Origin of the sequence: Chthoniobacter flavus Ellin428 (assembly GCF_000173075.1) — a bacterium.
Classification (GTDB): Bacteria; Verrucomicrobiota; Verrucomicrobiia; order Chthoniobacterales; family Chthoniobacteraceae; genus Chthoniobacter; species Chthoniobacter flavus.
The window spans coordinates 40,114-56,138 of the sequence record NZ_ABVL01000003.1 but is presented as its reverse complement, the minus strand read 5'-3'; the positions used below and the strand labels follow the sequence as shown (position 1 = coordinate 56,138).

The 16,025-nt window shown below is 61.7% G+C and carries 16 protein-coding genes; 9 read left to right on the top strand and 7 right to left on the bottom strand.

Going from position 1 to position 16,025, the window contains the following annotated elements; translation table 11 throughout:
- Positions 1 to 60: 60 nt before the first annotated feature.
- The gene (locus tag CFE428DRAFT_RS05585; RefSeq protein ID WP_006978487.1) at positions 61 to 339 is read right to left on the bottom strand and encodes a hypothetical protein; all 279 of its coding nucleotides are present in this window, start codon (positions 337 to 339) and stop codon (positions 61 to 63) included.
- A 95-nt stretch (positions 340 to 434) separates the two neighbouring features.
- On the opposite strand from CFE428DRAFT_RS05585, the gene CFE428DRAFT_RS05580 reads away from it, so the two are divergent.
- From CFE428DRAFT_RS05580 to CFE428DRAFT_RS05565, 5 genes are all read left to right on the top strand, one after another.
- Positions 435 to 2,486: an ATP-binding protein gene (locus CFE428DRAFT_RS05580; protein WP_006978486.1), complete on the top strand. Its 2,052-nt coding sequence runs from the start codon at positions 435 to 437 to the stop codon at positions 2,484 to 2,486.
- A gap of 13 nt (positions 2,487 to 2,499) precedes the next feature.
- Entirely contained in the window at positions 2,500 to 3,141 is a 642-nt protein-coding gene (locus CFE428DRAFT_RS05575) for a response regulator transcription factor (RefSeq protein WP_006978485.1), read from the top strand.
- Between the two features lie 80 nt (positions 3,142 to 3,221).
- The gene (locus CFE428DRAFT_RS05570) at positions 3,222 to 5,378 is read left to right on the top strand and encodes a beta strand repeat-containing protein (protein ID WP_006978484.1); all 2,157 of its coding nucleotides are present in this window, start codon (positions 3,222 to 3,224) and stop codon (positions 5,376 to 5,378) included.
- Positions 5,281 to 5,643, top strand: coding sequence for a PEP-CTERM sorting domain-containing protein (locus CFE428DRAFT_RS40295; RefSeq protein WP_272941099.1), 363 nt, complete (start codon positions 5,281 to 5,283; stop codon positions 5,641 to 5,643). The genes CFE428DRAFT_RS05570 and CFE428DRAFT_RS40295 overlap by 98 nt, the downstream gene beginning before the upstream one ends.
- A 190-nt stretch (positions 5,644 to 5,833) precedes the next feature.
- Positions 5,834 to 6,043: a hypothetical protein gene (locus CFE428DRAFT_RS05565; protein ID WP_006978483.1), complete on the top strand. Its 210-nt coding sequence runs from the start codon at positions 5,834 to 5,836 to the stop codon at positions 6,041 to 6,043.
- Positions 6,044 to 6,442: 399 nt separating this feature from the next.
- Here the strand turns inward: CFE428DRAFT_RS05565 and CFE428DRAFT_RS05560 are convergent, their stop codons facing one another.
- The 6 genes from CFE428DRAFT_RS05560 to CFE428DRAFT_RS05535 form a co-directional block, all read right to left on the bottom strand.
- Positions 6,443 to 7,933 carry an efflux transporter outer membrane subunit gene (locus CFE428DRAFT_RS05560; RefSeq protein ID WP_006978482.1) on the bottom strand — a complete coding sequence of 497 codons (1,491 nt, stop codon included), beginning with the start codon at positions 7,931 to 7,933 and terminating at the stop codon, positions 6,443 to 6,445.
- Positions 7,934 to 7,942: 9 nt separating this feature from the next.
- Positions 7,943 to 9,127, bottom strand: coding sequence for an HlyD family secretion protein (locus CFE428DRAFT_RS05555; protein WP_006978481.1), 1,185 nt, complete (start codon positions 9,125 to 9,127; stop codon positions 7,943 to 7,945).
- Complete coding sequence (locus CFE428DRAFT_RS05550; protein WP_202797360.1) at positions 9,127 to 9,612, bottom strand: DUF3302 domain-containing protein; 486 nt, start codon at positions 9,610 to 9,612, stop codon at positions 9,127 to 9,129. Before CFE428DRAFT_RS05550 ends, CFE428DRAFT_RS05555 begins: the two co-directional genes overlap by 1 nt.
- The gene (locus tag CFE428DRAFT_RS05545) at positions 9,609 to 10,202 is read right to left on the bottom strand and encodes a DUF1269 domain-containing protein (RefSeq protein WP_157447428.1); all 594 of its coding nucleotides are present in this window, start codon (positions 10,200 to 10,202) and stop codon (positions 9,609 to 9,611) included. The genes CFE428DRAFT_RS05550 and CFE428DRAFT_RS05545 overlap by 4 nt, the downstream gene beginning before the upstream one ends.
- Positions 10,203 to 10,214: 12 nt before the next feature.
- Positions 10,215 to 10,598, bottom strand: a complete 384-nt coding sequence (locus tag CFE428DRAFT_RS05540) for a response regulator transcription factor (RefSeq protein WP_006978478.1) — start codon at positions 10,596 to 10,598, stop codon at positions 10,215 to 10,217.
- 248 nt (positions 10,599 to 10,846) lie between these two features.
- On the bottom strand, positions 10,847 to 11,779 hold the full coding sequence (locus CFE428DRAFT_RS05535) for a hypothetical protein (RefSeq protein WP_006978477.1): 933 nt from the start codon (positions 11,777 to 11,779) through the stop codon (positions 10,847 to 10,849).
- 115 nt (positions 11,780 to 11,894) lie between these two features.
- Between CFE428DRAFT_RS05535 and CFE428DRAFT_RS05530 the strand changes: the two genes are divergently transcribed.
- The 4 genes from CFE428DRAFT_RS05530 (at position 11,895) to CFE428DRAFT_RS05515 (ending at position 16,015) form a co-directional block, all read left to right on the top strand.
- Positions 11,895 to 12,794, top strand: coding sequence for a YybH family protein (locus CFE428DRAFT_RS05530; RefSeq protein ID WP_006978476.1), 900 nt, complete (start codon positions 11,895 to 11,897; stop codon positions 12,792 to 12,794).
- Positions 12,795 to 13,506: 712 nt separating this feature from the next.
- Positions 13,507 to 14,730, top strand: coding sequence for a hypothetical protein (locus CFE428DRAFT_RS05525; protein ID WP_006978475.1), 1,224 nt, complete (start codon positions 13,507 to 13,509; stop codon positions 14,728 to 14,730).
- Between the two features lie 64 nt (positions 14,731 to 14,794).
- Positions 14,795 to 15,010, top strand: coding sequence for a hypothetical protein (locus tag CFE428DRAFT_RS05520; protein ID WP_006978474.1), 216 nt, complete (start codon positions 14,795 to 14,797; stop codon positions 15,008 to 15,010).
- Between the two features lie 3 nt (positions 15,011 to 15,013).
- Positions 15,014 to 16,015, top strand: coding sequence for a L,D-transpeptidase family protein (locus tag CFE428DRAFT_RS05515; protein WP_006978473.1), 1,002 nt, complete (start codon positions 15,014 to 15,016; stop codon positions 16,013 to 16,015).
- Positions 16,016 to 16,025: the final 10 nt, after the last annotated feature.

Here is a 16,025-nt window from a genome sequence, read left to right as displayed (position 1 = left end):
GGACGTGTCCTGCACATGGGATGCCGGTGGCGTTCGCGTTCGTCTGGCATCCGCTTTTCCTCATCGAGGGTAGCCGATTCCAGACTGAAGGAGATGCGCAGGTGCGGTCGGGACAGCGCGATAGAAACGCCGGCCGCCACTGGGAGAAGAGGCGATCTCCACCATTCTCGCTTCGCCGGCGGGCACGAGTCCGATCGCCGCCCATTGCCACCCATCGAGGCTGCGCTCGATGCGGTAGGCCTGATTGGCAGCGGCCGCGAAGGAGAGGTGAACCACGCGGGTGCTATCGGTCCGCTGGGGTTTCACGAAAGGGTTGTCGGGGGAGACCAGATTCATCATGGATGATAGGTCAGTAGTCGCACTCAGTCACGTGACGAGAACTCGCTATAAAAACGGCCCTGGTGTGTGATAGGATAGCGTCCTGCCTATTGCTGATGCTGTTTCCCCTCCGTCATCTGCTGGTTGCCTTCTGCGCTTTTGGCATTGGCGCACTTGTTGCGGAGCCGATCAAACTGGAACCGGTCGCCGCAACGACGGGCGCGGATTCCCGATTCGTGGAAGCGGTGGATGGAGTGGAAACCGCGGGAAATGGCTGGGTAGTGCCGCAGTCCACACCGCAAAGCGGCATCTTTCGTTGTGTTCCGCCGATGGCAGCAGGGCGGGTTCGGTTCTCGTTGGTCTTCCATAGCGGCCAGAAGGATTCCTGCTTTGGCGAGTTTTCCATTTCCGCAACGACTGACCCGAATCCTTCGTTAGCCAGCCACTGGCAAACGGTTTTTCCAAGCTCTTTTAATGCCGATCAAGGCTGGATCGAGCGGGCCTACCCGCACCTCCATTTCCGGGAACTTCCGCGCCAGTCGGAAGTGCTGGTCGGGGGTGTCTTGCCGGACGATGGCGTTACCGGAATTCGCGTCGAGGTGTGGCCCTCAACGAGGGGACCGGTCGGTAACGCGGTTTTGACCGAACTACGCATGGAACGAATGCCGCTCGCCACGACGAACATCGCCCTGGGATGTCCGGTGACGGCCAGTCACGAACTCCCGGAGAAACAATATGCCGAGTTCCTCACCGACGGGCTTGCCGGCACCTTCGCTCATCCCGCGGATCCTCACTCCAGTCCGGATTTTTATTTCGAAATCGATCTGCGTCGGACGCGGGATTTCGATCACATCTCTCTACGCGGCGTTGCACAAGCCGGTATGATCGACCGCTTTGCTCATTTGCACCTGCAGCTTTTCGATGAAGAACCGAATTCGGACACGGTGCCCGTGTGGCAGGGAGATGTCCGGAAGACACCGCCCGAAGCGGAGCCCGGGACGGCGATGGTGGTGCGCAGCGCGGATGGCCGGGGGACATTTCGTGGCCGCTATTTGCGAATTTTCAGCACGAGCAACATACCCTATTCACCGCAAATCGCGGAGGTGGAAATCTATGAGCCCATGGTTCCTTCCGGTATTCAAGTGCGGGCCGATGACCGGCCGGTAGCCGGCCGGAAAACAGTCCGCATCCCCGCCGGCGCGAACTGGCTCGCCTTCGCCGTCCAACAGCCGCCCTTGCGCGATGGCTTGAGACTCGGAGGGCGGTGGCGGATCGTAGGGGCAGGCGACGCCTGGGTGCCGGTGAATTCGCTCGGGACCATCGAAACCCGCGGATTGCCCCCGGGAGAATATATTTTCGAGGCGCAATTGCGGCACACCGACGGGGAATGGAACAACACTTCCCTGCGGTTGCCGTTCATGGTCCTGGTGCCGTGGTGGAAGAACCCGTGGGCACAATTGGTTGTGGCAGTCGCCGCCGCCGGTCTTGTCGGGCTGCTGACCTGGCACATCTCCCGTCGTCGTGTCGCCTGGCGGGTGGCCGAGTTGGAGCGCGGCGAGGAACTTTCCCGGGAACGCCGCCGCATCGCCCGCGACATGCACGACGTGGTCGGCTCCCGGCTGACGCAACTTACCGTGATGCACGAGCTTTTCGCCGCGCAGGAAACGCTGCCCGGGAAAATTCGCGAACGGCTCCAGGAATTGACCACCACGGCGCGCGATGCGGTCCGCTCACTCGACGAAGCCGTCTGGGCCATCAATCCGCGGAACGACACCCTGCAAAATCTCGCCGAGTATCTTTGCCACGCCGCGAGCCGCTATCTCCGTCCGCTCGATATCCGCCTCCGGCAGCACGCACCGGAGGAGTGGCCGGAGCACGAAGTCGGTGCGCAAAAGCGGCACCAACTTCTGCTCGCTTTCAAGGAAGCACTGCAAAACATTGTCAAGCATGCGGGCGCGAACCTCGTCACCCTCACCCTCCGTTGGGAAGATCCCGTGCTGATCATTTGCCTCGATGACGATGGCTGCGGACTGCCGCCGGACGCTATCGGCCCGGAAAAAGACGGCCTCGAAAACATGCGCACCCGCCTCGACGTCGTAGGCGGAAGCTGTATCACGCAAACTCGGGCCGAAGGCGGCACGAGAGTCGAATTTCGCCTGCCGGTTTAAGCCCTCTCTCATTATGCCCATCCGTATCGCCCTCGTCGAAGACGACCAGCCGGTTGCCCTCGCTCTGCAACAGTACTTTGCGCTGGCTCCCGCCATCACCTGCGAAGCCGTCTTTCCCAATGCGGAAGAGGCTTTGCGGAGAATTCCCAAACTCGCTCCCGAGCTTTTGTTGGTGGACATCAACCTGCCGAAAATGAACGGGATCGAGTTCGTCGGGCAGATCGTGCAGCGCTGCCCGGGCATCCTCTGCCTCATGCTGACCATGTACGAAGAAACTCCGCTCATTTTTGATGCGCTCAAGGCGGGGGCCTGCGGCTATCTGCTCAAGGAAACGCCGCCCCACGAAATCGTGGCGGCGATCGAAGAAGCGAAGGCCGGTGGCTCGCCGATGACGCCCCTGATTGCCCGGCGCGTGGTCAGCTTCTTTCAGAAACAGCCAGTGCCTCCGCCGGCCGCGCAGAGCGGTGAAGGGCTCACGGACCGCGAACGGGAAGTGCTCGATCTTCTCGCGCAGGGCTACCTCTACAAGGAGATCGGTGAAATCATGGGCATATCGACCCACACGGTGAACAGCCATAACCGGCACATTTACGAAAAGTTGCAGGTCCGCTCGCGCGGCCAGGCCGTGGCGAAGTATCGGGGGCTCGCGGAATAGCGCGCAGGGCAGTCGATAGCGGTCTATAGTGAGTACTCGCTATATAACGGATACGTGTTCGTAGGTAATGCTCGCTGGGTATGGAAGCACACCCCAGCTTTAAGAAATCGAACGTCGTCATCACTAATCGCGCCCTCCGTAGATTCGCGTTGCAGTATGCCAGGCGTTTTGTTCCGACCTTTGCTTTCTTTGCCGTTGGCATGGGGTTGGCCAGGGGCGCATCGCTTTATTGGGATACCAATGGCACCACCGCTGGTTCCGGCGCGGCCACCGGAACATGGGGTAGTAGCGCGTTCTGGTCGACGGACTCGACGGGCAGCAGCGCCACGACGGGCACCCTCCCGGCCAATGGGGATGATGTCTTTTTCTCCGCCGGCACCAATGGCACGACAGGAACGGTCACGGTCAGCGGCGCTCAAGCGGCCCATAAGATTACGATCAGTGATGCGGTGGCCATCACCCTCAGCGGAGGAACGTCGATCGATCTGGGGAGCGCGACGGCGGGTTCGGGCATCTTTGTGACCGGCGCGGGCAACAAGACGGTTTCCACGCCCATCACCATGGATAGCGCTGCGACAGCCCTGAGCTTTTCGAATACCTCGACGGGGACCTTCACTATCGGGAATGTCGCCGGGAATGCGACCGCGGGCACGCAGACCATCACCCTGGCCAATACGAACGGGAGCGGCAGCGTCGTGGTGAGCGGCAATATTAGCGATGGCTTGGGCGGAGGCAACGTGGCTGTGACCAGAAGTTCGGGATCCGGCACGATCACGCTTTCGGGAACCAACACCTACACCGGCGCCACCACGATATCCGGAATGCTGTTGTTTACCAAAGAGGTCTCGCTCTACAACGACAACACGGCCAACTGGACGGCTGCCAACCTCATCGTCAACAGTGGGGGCACCGCAGCCTTCAGTGTGGGTGGAACCGGCGAATTTACGTCGGCCGATGTCACCACCTTGCTGACTAACCTCTCGACGGTCTCCAGCAACGGTTTGAAAGCGGGAGCCTCGATCGGGTTCAGCACCACCAACGCTAGTGGTGGCACATTCACCGTTGCGAATATCATTGGAGACTCCACTGGCACTGGCGGCGGTGCGATCGGTCTTACGAAGCTTGGCACCAACGCGCTAGTGCTCTCGGGAGCCAACACCTACACCGGCGTCACCCTCGTCACCAACGGGACCGTCAACGTCCAAAATGACCAATCCGCCGCGACTGGCGGATGGACCATTTCTGATAACGGTTTCCCTGCGGCGTCCGGATCCCCGATCGTGAATTTCCAAGCGGGTTCCACAGTCGTGGTAGTCAGCGGCAAAACCGTCTCGCTTACTACCGGTGATAGCTCTGGTCAAATCATGACCCTCAATGTGGCCGGGACCGTGACGAACAACGGCAGCTTGTCGGACGGGCGTCAGAGCGCCGTAAATATCAATAACGGCGGCAACTGGACCCAGAACGGCACGATGACCATCGCTACCACTTCGAGCACGTTTGGCTCCGCCAACATGACCGTGAACACGGGCGGCACATTCACCTACAACGGCGCATCGACGATTCCTCTTAATCCCAGCGGCAACAATTCAGGCAGCGCAACTCTGAACGTAGCGGGGGGCACCTTTGTAACTGGGAAAGGCATTGCCGACGGGGTTTCAACCAACACCGGCTCGGGGGCTGCGAATATCATTTTGTCTGGCGGTGGTACACTCCGCTTGTCTGCTAACATCGCGACACTCGCGACGACTACCGGCAGCACTTTGAATTTCAACCTCGGAACCGGAGGTGGAGTCATCGATACCAACGGATTCTCCACCACCATCACGCAAAACATCGCCAACGTGAGCAGCCAGACTGGTTCCCTCACCAAAATCAGTGCGGGCAAATTGACTCTCTCCGGAACGAATAACACCTATACCGGGGCGACGAACGTCAACGGTGGAACACTGGTGGTCAGCGGCTCGCTCAACGGTACGCTCAATGTGAACGTGGCTTCCGGCGCAACGCTGGCCTCGGGCGCGACGGGATCGATCACCACCGCGACGAATGGGGAGTATCTCCGTCACTGGCGCGCTGGCCCCGGGAGACCTTGGCACCGTGGGCATCTTGACCCTGGCGCCCGGTGCGGGCGGACAACTGAGTTTCGCCTCGGGTTCGACGCTGGCCCTGGACATCAGCGGCACCAACTCCGACCAGGTCGCCTTTGCCTCGAGTGGCGACTGGCTGCTCGGTAGTGGCAATCTGACGCTCAGCCTCAGCGGCATTACCGCCGCCGACTACGGGAACACTTACACCGTCTTCCACAACGTCACGACCAGTGGCTTCAACCTCGCCGGCATCACCGGTTACGACACGGCAGACTTCACCGCCAATTTCACCCAAGTAGGCAGCGACTATCAGCTCTCCTTCACGGCCATTCCCGAGCCGAGCGCCGTGGCGTCGCTTTTCGGCGGACTCGGAATCCTTGTCGCCTGGCGCCGCCGCCGGCGCGCGAAATAAGGCGGAACTGGCCAGCGTCATTCTCTTTCCAAGCAGCAGTCCGAATTCCATCGCGAATCCGTCATAGCCGATCGGTCTGTGGTCGGCCGGATTCAGTTGGGAGGTAAACACGTCCGCGGCGTTTCTAGGGGATGCGCCGCGGACGTATTGCCTGTTAAGGGAGAACTCCGCTGCAGGAAGCGATCATCCCATGAAACACTACTCTCTCGCGATTCTGCTTCACGGGGCGGTGCTATTGCCATTTGCGGTGACGGCGGCGTTTCTGATTTTCTTCGGGCAGTATGTCGCGGCCGCTCTCTTTTCGTTTCTGCCGGCATTGATCGTCGTCGGCATCTGGTGGTTCCTGGTGCGGGCGGACGGCGGCGCCACCTTCCGGCCGGAGAACCACCGGCAGGACTAGGTCGTGTTGGCGGAGTGAGCTGAGCGACGCGTCACGCTTGCGTTTTGGAGTGCGGTGCTGCTGCGCCGCTTTTGGAAATCGCGGAGCGATGCGGGCATGGCGTTACGCAGGCGGACGAGTCGCAGAGAGAGGGCGGGATGTCTGGATCCATTTGCGCCTGTTAAAAAGCGGTGCTGCTGCCTAACCATTACCCACATCTTTTTTGAAGGTCCCGCGGAGAGAAGAAGTGCCTGCGAATCACGCAAATCACGCGAATAAAATCCTCCCCATTCGCGTTATCTGCGTGATTCGCGGGCCCCATCCGCAGTCTTTTTGAGATGTGGGTAATGCTTAGGCAGCAGCGCCGCACTCCAAAACGCAAGCGTCCATGTCCGCCGATTCGAATTCGTGAGATCGGCGCTACTTCGTTGGAGCGCCGGTGCCTTGGAAATCGCCGCCGAGGGCGAGGTAAAGGTTCACGCGTTCCCGCAGCCGGGAGGCGCGGACTTTGGTCAACTCCACCCGGGCGGCGAGGTTTTCGCCCCCGAGACGGAGGATGGTGAACATGTCGGCATGGCCCTGGTCGTATTGCTGGCGACCCAGCTTCACGGCATCGCTGCTGGCCGAGACCATTTCTCCGAGGGTGCCTTCGCGCTTGTGGAGGTAGTAGTCATTGGACAGCGCGTCTTCCACGTCTTCAAAGGCGCGCAGGGAGACGCTGACGTAAGTCGCAGCCGCGGCCTTTTGCTCCGCGGTGCGGATGTCTTGCTGCGCCTTGAGTTCGCCGCCGAAGAAGATGGGTTGCACCACACCTGCCGCGAGGCTCCAGCTGAGGGCTTCGACTACGCCGACACCGTCGAGTTGCGCGGTGCCCAGGCCGGAACTGGCGCTGAGGGAAAAGCGCGGCAGGCGCGCGGTTCGCGCTTCATTCGTGCGATGGACCGTGGCTGCGAACCGGCGTTCGGCGGCGATGATATCCGGCCGGCGCTCGAGCAGTTGGGCCGGCAGGCCGGACGGAACGGACTTTGGTTGTCCCGGAAAATCCCGCCGCGTGGCGAGCTTGCCAGCGGGATAGTGGCTGGTCACGACCTCGATCGCGCGAATGGTCTGCGCGCGCGCCGCTTGCGCGGCGATATAGGTATCGTTGGCCCCCGCGGTGCGTGAACGGATTTGCGCCACGTCGTAATCGCTGGCGTGTCCCTGCTGTTTTTGCTGCTCGGTCAGTTTGGAATACTGCTGGTAGAGATCGAGCGTTTCCTTTGCGTTGGCTTCCTGTTGCGCCGCCTCGATGGTGGTGAAATAGGCGCGCGCCACCGCCGCCGCGAGCGATTCCCGGGCGTATTCGTAATCCGCTTCGAGGGCCCCGCTTTCGGCCGTGGCCGCCGCTTTTTTGGAACGGATGCGGCCCCAGACATCCAGCTCCCATGATGCGCCGACGCCGAGGCCATAGACCCAGCGTTGGGAGGAGGAATCGGTGGTGCGGGTGTCACCCGAGCCGCCGCTGGAGTCGACGCCCAACGAACCCAGATCGGGCGGGTCGACGCCCACGCCGAGATCCCCGCGCAATTCGCGTCCCTGCCGTTCGCCCAATCCTTTCAAGGCGATGCGTGGGTAGAGCGAGGACGCGGCGATGCGGATGGCCGCCCGCGAAGCTTCGACATTGGCCGCGGCGGCCTTCAGGTCGGGGTTGCGGGCAATGGCGTCCTCGACCAGCGCAGTGAGCTCGGGATCGTGGAAGTTACGGATCCAGTTCGGCGCGACTGCGCCGCGGGCATGCGGACCGCTCCACGAACCGGGAATCTGGTGCCGCACTTCGGGCGCCATGATATTCGCGCCGGTGGGCGGTGTCTTGATCGCGCAACCCGCGAGAACCAGACACGCCGCGGAAGTGGAAAGAGTGCGAGTGATCATCGGATGCGTTTAGTGGAGTTTGAAGACAAACCAGTCCATCTTGGTGGAGACGCGCAGGAAGACCTTGCGCACGATGTGAATGATCTTTCCGTGGTCGGTGTAAATGGCGCCCGCCCCACGTGCGCCGGCGGCGAGGAAGAGGTCGCGGTCGCGCGGTTCCAACAAGAGCCGCACCGCGATGCGTTGCTCGGGAGCGGCCATGGGTTGGGTGTTTGGCAGGTTCCCGCTGATCGGCATCTGTCCCTGGGCGGTGGCCCAGAGGATCGAGTCCACTTTGCATTTGATGATGCGGTCCGGATACATCTCGACGAAGATCTCCGCCTCATCGCCGGGCTCCACGTAACGCAACTCGTTCTGGTGGTAGAAGGCGAGCACCCACGGATTATCCTCCTCGACGAAACTCATCACCGGCATGGTGGCAAACTGCGTGGCGCGGACGCCGGGACGCAAGGCGAGGTTGACCACACGCCCATCCGCGGGAGCGAGATGGACGGTGCCGGAGAGGTCGTATTTGGCGCTCCCGAGATCGGCTTCCGATTTCGCGATCTGTGCCTTGGCCTGCGCGACCTCATCGAGCTCGCCGCCCTCCACGCGTGCGGAGAGCTTTTGCTTCACCTGCGATTCGGTGGCGTCAGCCGCGAGGAATTCACTTTCGAGATTGCCGAGGTCGGCTTGCGCCTGCTCGAGGTCGGCCCGCTTGCCCGCACCGGTCGAAGCCAGTTGGGTGAACTGCTCCACGCGCTTTTTCGCGAGGTCGATTCGCGGGGTGAGCGCAGCTTTTTTGGCGCTGGCGTTGCGCAGTTGATCCTGCAGGCCGCGTTCGCTCGCTTCGGCGGTGACGAGTTTTGCTTTATCCGACGCCAGCTTGGCCTCCGCCGCTTTCACTGCCAGGGCAAATGGCTCCGGATCCATTTTGAAAAGGACGTCGCCTTTTTTGATGGGGCGATTCGGCTCGATGGGTACTTCCGTCACTTGCCCGGTGACCCGCGGCACGATGGGGATGACGTAATTCATGGCCCGCACGTCGTGCGAGGACGGCGCCACGATGTTCATGAAGAGGATCAGGGCGGTGAGCGCGAAGATCGGGATGGTGACGACGATGACCTGGCTGGTGATGTTCCACGGCAGCAGCTTGAACTTGAAGAAGATCAACCAGACGATGATCGAGTAGATGATGAGAAGGATGATTTCCATTAGGCCTTTCCTTTCTTGATTTCCGCTTCGAGTTCCGCGATCCGGGTGCGAAGCTGTTCCGATTCCGAAGCGGGTTTCTCTTCACTGGGAGCGTGCCCGTGTGGCTCGGCGACATCGGTGCCGTAGGCCATCCGGTAAAAGACCGGCTTCGAGTAAGCCCACAGCCAGGCGATCGGCCAAAGTAACCCGCCAAAAGCTAGCGAAAGCAGGCACAAGCACTGAATGGCGCCGGCTTGCGGGTGCTTCCTCTTCTCGGCGATCTTTTCAGGAAGGATGTGCACCAACCAAAAGGCGACGATGCCAATGAGGGGCGCGATGATGATGGCCACCCAGGCGATGCCGTTGGCCAGGGAGTCGAGGGCATCGCCGTGGAGGAAGGAGGCATGGGCGGAGGTGGGATGGAGGGCGAGGCCTGCGAATAATAGAGCCATCGGCACGGAGCCGCGGAGCGAGAGGAATCGTCGGTGGAGCGGTGGAGCTTTCATGAGGTGGGTTGGGAAGTTGGGGCGCCCGCGTCGGAGGGCGGGGGAGCAGGCTTGGAAAGCTGTCCTTCGAGCAGGTGACGAAGCGCCGATTCATTCTCCGGAGTCATCGTGTTTTGCAGCACCTTGCACCGGCCGGCGAACGGACGGAGTCGCTCGAGCAATGGTTCGCGCTGGGTGTTATGCACGATGAGAAACAGAGCCGAGGTGCCGGGCTGCAATGTTGCTGCGAGGTCTTTCATGAAGGCGTCCTCGATGCCGACGTCGCCTAACACGCCGGAAAGGACGCCTGCCGCGGCGCCGGCCAATGTCCCAAAGAGCGGATCGAGCAGCATCATCCCCATCACCAGTCCGCTAAAACTGCCGACCAGCGTCCGGGCGGAAACCAACGGCAGCGATTGATGCAGGCGCACCTTGCCGTTGGCCTTACGCGTGGCAATCACGGCGTCGCCGACTTCGAGCACGCCTTCGTCTTCCAAATCGCAAAGCAGATCGCGCAACGCAAACGCCGAGCTTTCATCGGGAAAGCTCAAGACGACGAATCGTCCGGATTCCGGCGGCTTTTGTGTTGAAAGCGAGTAGGGGTTCGGCATGTGGAGTGCCATTCAGGAGTGGCGCTGGCCGCGGAGGGACCACTCGATCGCGTCGAGCAGCGCTTGGGAATCGACCGGCTTGCGGAAGTAGGCGGCGCCACCGGCCGTCTGCGCGAGCTCGCGCGCTTCCGGCGTGTCGTGCGCGGTGACGAAGATGACGGGCAGCTTGTGTCCTGCCTTGAGGAGCAGGGCGGGCAGTTCGATCCCGCTGATTCCCGGCATTTGAATATCGGAAATGACGCAGGCGTTTTCGTCGGTGAATTCCGACCGCAGAAAATCCTCCACCGAGGCAAACATCTGGGGATGCATCTTCGCCGAGCGGATGAGCCGGGCATACGCGGTGCAGACCGACGCTTCATCGTCGATGATGTAAATTTGGGCGAGGACGGCAGACATTGGTTGAACGGTCCGCACCCTTTCAGAAGCGCCGGAGTGCGCCTATCGGACTTTGGTCTTACTCCCGACAGACATCCGAGGTGACCGGGCGGTGCGAAGGATCACGAATTAAGGAAACGCGGGGCCCGGCGGCTTAGAGACTGTGAAATAAGCCGGCAGGGAGATCGTTTGACCCGCGAATCACACAGATGACGCGGATGAAAAAATGCTCCATTCGTGTCATTCGCGGGCACTTTTTCCACAGTCTCTTAGGGGTGTCGTTGCAGGGCGGCCACGGACTTCTCGGTGGCGTGGAGTGCGGTGAGTTCCTGGACGAACGTCGTGTAGCGCTGGAACAGCGTGGTCATATCGCGACGCAAGGCGTCGGTTTCCATTTTCATGGTCTTATCGAGATCCATCGCCTCTTTGAGCGCGACGCCCCGTTGGGCGGTATTGGAAGATTGCAGGACCTCGAGCTTTTGCTGGCGGCGCTCGGTGATCAAGGTGTCGTTCCGGGCGATCGCCGCATCCCATTCCCGAGCCTGCGCCGGATCGCTGATCGCGCTTCGGCGCGAGCGCAGGTCGCGGCCCATGCGGTCCAGGCGCGCGATGCTGGCGTCCAGTTGCTTCCCGATTGCGTCCCGTTGGGAATCGACATGCGAGACCATGCGCTGGTTCTGTTCGTAATCCTGATTGCGTCGATATTCCGTGCCGTACCAGCCTCCCCCGGTAGCCACGTACTGTTCATAATCCTTGTGGGCGGGCATCGATTTCTTGAGCGCCAGGATCTGCTCGATGCGCTTTTGAATTTGCGCGTCGAAGTAGGCGATGGCTTTCTCCTTTTCCGCAGTGTCGAGCTGGGTCTGTGGATTGCGGAGATCCTGGATAAATTTGGCCCGCTTTTGGTCGTAGTACCCGATCGTCCTGGACAGGCCCTTCATCGTGTCCTCTTTCATTCGCGCCACTTTGGTCCGGGAGTCTTTTGAGTCAGTGATGGAAGTCAGAGTCCGGATGAGGGTGTCGAGTCGCGATTCGATATGCGCATCCGTTTGACGCATCTCCTCACGCACCAGGTCCACGCGTTGCCGACGGATGGTGACCATGGATTCCAGTTGGGCAGCGGTCGGACCGGTGTTTTGCGCCGGGGCTGACGACACCAGACAAAGACTAACCAGGAGATAACAGATGGGGCGATGTTTCATAAAAATCCACACAGGCTAAGCAAGGATTGTGTCCCGGCGGGAATGAGACCTTGGTCTTATAGACCCACCCGCGCTGAGGGGAGAGACTGCGGGAGTTTTTCAAAACTCATGCCGTATGAAATCCCTCGTCCTCATTACCCTCCTCCACACGGCGATTTTGGGCGCCGCATTTGCCCAAACGTCGGCTGATAATTCCCCGGAAAAGGCCGCCGTGGTCGCCAACGACCGGGCCTACGAAGCAGCTTACGCCAAGGCCGACGTAAAAGCGCTGGCGGATTTCTTTAGCGACGATGCGGACTACACGACGGAGGAAGGCCGCACCTATAGTGGGCGCGCGGAGATCACGGATGCGATCCGCGCAGGTTTGATGGCCAATCGCGGCTCGAAGCTGGCGATCACCGTGGACACGGTGCGCGTGCTCGGGCCGGAAAGCGTTCTCGAAAAGGGTTCGACGACAGTGACCTCCAAGAGCGGTGAGGCCAGCAGCTCGCTCTATACCGTGATCCACGTGAAGAAGGACGGTAAGTGGAAGATCAATCAACTGATCGAATCCCCCATTGCCGCGCTCACCCCGCGCGATCGATTGGAAGAACTGGCCTGGCTGATCGGCGACTGGGAAGAGGCGGACAAAACGACTGATCTCTCCGTGCGCAGCTTGTACGCGTGGTCGCGTGGCGGCAATTTCCTCACCCGCAGCATCACGGTAAAGCATGGCGGGGAGGTGACTCTCGAGGGCTGGCAGATCATCGGCTGGGATCCGATTGAAGAACGGCTGCGTTTCTGGACATTCGACGGCGAAGGAGGTTTCGCCGACGGTTACATTACTCGTGATGGTGACCGCTGGCTGTTGCGTGAATCCGGCGTGACCCCGGAGGGCGGCCGCACCACGGCGGACAGTACGATCAGCAAGGTCAACAAAGACCGGTTCACGTGGGAATCGACCAATCGGACGCTCGACGGCGACCCACGGCCGAATATCGGCCGCATCGAAATCAATCGAGCCAAACGGAACTAACGCCATGTTACGCCGACTTCCATCCCGGTTTGTGGTGGCGACGGTGCTCGCCATCTTCCTGGCCAGTGTCACGATTTCCGAAGGACGTGGTGGTGGTGGTGGCAGAGGGGGAGGGGGTGGAGGAGGAGGGCGTGGGGGTGGTGGGGGCGGCGGTTCCCGGGGCGGTGGTGGTGGCGGTGGCGGCGGCAGCTTTTCGCGACCCTCTGGCGGTGGCTCACGGCCATCGGGTGGTTCACGACCCTCTGGCGGCAACGTCTCCCGTCCCTCGGGCGGCTCACGGCCCTCGGGCGGCAACGTCTCTCGTCCGTCGGGTGGCTCACGACCTTCGGGGGGCTCACGGCCTTCCGTCGATAACCGTCCCTCCGGAGGCGGTGGAAACGTTTCGCGGCCCTCGGGTGGTGCCTCGCGACCGGCACAACAGCCTTCCAGGCCCAGCGGGGGGCGGGTTCCTTCCGCTCCCGCGCAGCGGCCCTCGGGGGGCGATCGTCCCAACATCGGTGGAGGAAGCGCCTCGCAGCTTCCTTCCAGCGGCCGTCCCACGGCGGGCAATCGTCCTTCGCAACAACCGAGTCGCCCTGACTCACGCCCCGGTGGCGGCGTCGCTAATAAACCATCGCAGCAACCTGCGCGTCCGGGAGCCGGGACTGGAGAACGCCCGGGCGGTGGGACGGCGAATCGCCCTTCGCAGCTTCCGAACAAGCCCGGCAGTGGCGTGGCGAATCGTCCCAGCACCCAACCGGGCGGGCGTCCCAATGCGGGGGATGTCGGCAATTTCCTCGGGATTGCCGGTGGCGCCGCCGCGGGCAGCGCGCTCGGCAATGCGCTCGGCAATCGTCCTTCGCAACTCCCTGCGGAACGCCCCGGACTCGGTGAACGTCCCGGCATGGGCGAGCGTCCGCAACGCCCGGAAGAGCGGCCGAACTGGGGTGACTGGTCGCAGAATCGCAACGACAACTGGCAACAGCGCGTGGACAATCGGAACGATGCCTGGAACCAGCGAGCGGACAACCGCCAGCAACGGCAGAACGACTTCCAACAAAACCGCGACGAGCGCTGGAACAAACTCGAAACGGCGCGCGACGACCGCCAGAACTGGCGCAACGAGAATCGCGAAGACTGGCAGAATCACCGCGAAGATTTGTGGAACTACCGCGGTGATCGGGCCGAGGAGATCTGGGATAATGCGCGCAATTTTTACGACGACGTTTTCGACGATCGCTGGTGGGGTGCATGTGGCTGGGGCGTCGGTTGGGCTGGTCATTATCCCGTAAATCCGTGGTGGTGGTGGCGGCCGGTGGCGTGGGGTGGTGTCGCTACGTTTGTCGACGCGATCACGCCCGATCCCGTTTACATCGATTACGGCATGAACGTGATCTACGAAGGCCAGACGGTGTATGTGGACGATCAACCGATCCCTGCGGATCAGTATTCGCAGCCGATGATCGATCTCGCGGTGAACGTCGAGCAACCGCCGCCACCGCTGCCCGCGCCGCCTCCCGCGGCGGAAGGCAAACCTGCCGCCGCTGCGCCGGCCGAGGAATGGCTGCCGCTGGGCGTTTTCGCCCTGGCCCAGGAAGAGAAGGGTGATCCCGTCTTGTTTTTCCAGATCTCGGTGAGTCGCGCGGGTCTCATCAGCGGCGCCTATGACAGTACCCTCACCGATGACCAGCGTCCCATCGCGGGCCAGGTCGACAAAGCCACGCAACGTGTCGCCTGGCGGATCGGCGACAACGACGAGACGATCTTCGTGACCAGCCTGGCCAACCTCACCAAGGATGTTTCGCCGATTGCCGTGCACTTTGGAAAAACGCGCACGCAGACGTGGCTGCTCGTCCGCATGCCGGAACCCGCGGAATCCGGTCAACAGAAGGCCATTCCACCGATCGACCACAAGCCACCGCCGCTGACCAAGGCGCCGCCTAAAACAGGAAAGTGAAACGGCTCCATCCTTACGCCGCCGGCAGGTCCTCGCGAGTATCTACCCAACCACCACCCCACTAATGAAATCCGTTATTCGCCAATCCTTGCGTACTGTTCTCAACTGCCTGCTCCTCGCCGGTGCGATCCTGGGCCTCAGCGCCTGTTCCTCCCACGACGTTGCCAGGCGGCAAGATACGATTACCGGCTGGCACCACAACATGATTGACGAGCGCGAGACTCGACAACAAGCGCGTGACGAGCGCTTCCGGGCCAGCCGCGAGGCCGTATTGAACTAATTCATGAAATCCCTGCTCACCCTTGCCGTCTCCGCTGCTCTTCTCTCCACCACGCTGGCCATGGACCGGCCATCTTTTCACACCAAAGGCATGGCGACAGGCAAGCCGACCGGACCGCTCAAGCCGGGGGAATACTGGTGGGCTCCCCAACTCTCGCCGGCTGGGCCCGTAGTGATCCTGGTGAGTCTTCCGCAACAGATCATGTACGTCTACCGCAACGGCATCCTCATCGGGCGCTCGACGGTGAGCTCGGGGTCGAAAAGCAACGCCACTCCCGGCGGTGTCTTTACCATTCTCGAGAAGAAGGAGACCCACTACTCGAAGAAATACGACAATGCGCCGATGCCGAACATGCAGCGGCTCACCTGGAGCGGCATCGCCATGCATTCCGGCGCGTTGCCGGGTTATGCCGCGAGTCACGGTTGTGTCCGCCTGCCCTACGATTTTTCGCAACTGCTTTTCAAGACGACGGCGAAGGGTGGGACGGTCGTCGTGGGCGATGGGAAGACACCGACACCGCATCTCGCCTCGAGCCCCGGCCTGCTGCTGGCGCCCAAGGACTTCAGCTCCGGCATGCTCCACCCGCTGGAACACGGGGCCTACGACTGGCAGCCGGAGCGGAGTTCCAGCGGGCCCGTGACCATCGTCGTCAGCTCTGCGGATCACGCACTCTACGTCTACCGGAATGGGAATCCCATCGGACGCGCAGCGCTGGATATTTCCGGTCGTGGGGCACTCGGTGGGCACGTTTTTACCCTGCTCGAAGGGACGACTGGGAAACCCAGCCAGTTTGCCCCGGAGCGGTCCGCGGGAAGATGGATGGAAGTGCCCAGCGAAGTGAGTGGCCCTCGCGCCAATCCCGAGCGTCTCGCTTCCCGGCTGCACATGAATCCGGAATTTGCGACCAAGCTCTACGCGACGATCGCGCCGGGCACGACGGTCTTTGTCACGGACCAACCGGAGGTGCGCAAAGTGGTCCGGGACGCTTCGATTCTGGCGAATTGACGATCGCGTG

Coding starts and splice junctions, on each gene's coding strand:
- CFE428DRAFT_RS05585 (WP_006978487.1), bottom strand. CDS start 339: ATGATGAATCTGGTCTCCCCCGACAACCCTTTCGTGAAACCCCAGCGG.
- CFE428DRAFT_RS05580 (WP_006978486.1), top strand. CDS start 435: ATGCTGTTTCCCCTCCGTCATCTGCTGGTTGCCTTCTGCGCTTTTGGC.
- CFE428DRAFT_RS05575 (WP_006978485.1), top strand. CDS start 2,500: ATGCCCATCCGTATCGCCCTCGTCGAAGACGACCAGCCGGTTGCCCTC.
- CFE428DRAFT_RS05570 (WP_006978484.1), top strand. CDS start 3,222: ATGGAAGCACACCCCAGCTTTAAGAAATCGAACGTCGTCATCACTAAT.
- CFE428DRAFT_RS05565 (WP_006978483.1), top strand. CDS start 5,834: ATGAAACACTACTCTCTCGCGATTCTGCTTCACGGGGCGGTGCTATTG.
- CFE428DRAFT_RS05560 (WP_006978482.1), bottom strand. CDS start 7,933: ATGATCACTCGCACTCTTTCCACTTCCGCGGCGTGTCTGGTTCTCGCG.
- CFE428DRAFT_RS05555 (WP_006978481.1), bottom strand. CDS start 9,127: ATGGAAATCATCCTTCTCATCATCTACTCGATCATCGTCTGGTTGATC.
- CFE428DRAFT_RS05550 (WP_202797360.1), bottom strand. CDS start 9,612: ATGAAAGCTCCACCGCTCCACCGACGATTCCTCTCGCTCCGCGGCTCC.
- CFE428DRAFT_RS05545 (WP_157447428.1), bottom strand. CDS start 10,202: ATGCCGAACCCCTACTCGCTTTCAACACAAAAGCCGCCGGAATCCGGA.
- CFE428DRAFT_RS05540 (WP_006978478.1), bottom strand. CDS start 10,598: ATGTCTGCCGTCCTCGCCCAAATTTACATCATCGACGATGAAGCGTCG.
- CFE428DRAFT_RS05535 (WP_006978477.1), bottom strand. CDS start 11,779: ATGAAACATCGCCCCATCTGTTATCTCCTGGTTAGTCTTTGTCTGGTG.
- CFE428DRAFT_RS05530 (WP_006978476.1), top strand. CDS start 11,895: ATGAAATCCCTCGTCCTCATTACCCTCCTCCACACGGCGATTTTGGGC.
- CFE428DRAFT_RS05520 (WP_006978474.1), top strand. CDS start 14,795: ATGAAATCCGTTATTCGCCAATCCTTGCGTACTGTTCTCAACTGCCTG.
- CFE428DRAFT_RS05515 (WP_006978473.1), top strand. CDS start 15,014: ATGAAATCCCTGCTCACCCTTGCCGTCTCCGCTGCTCTTCTCTCCACC.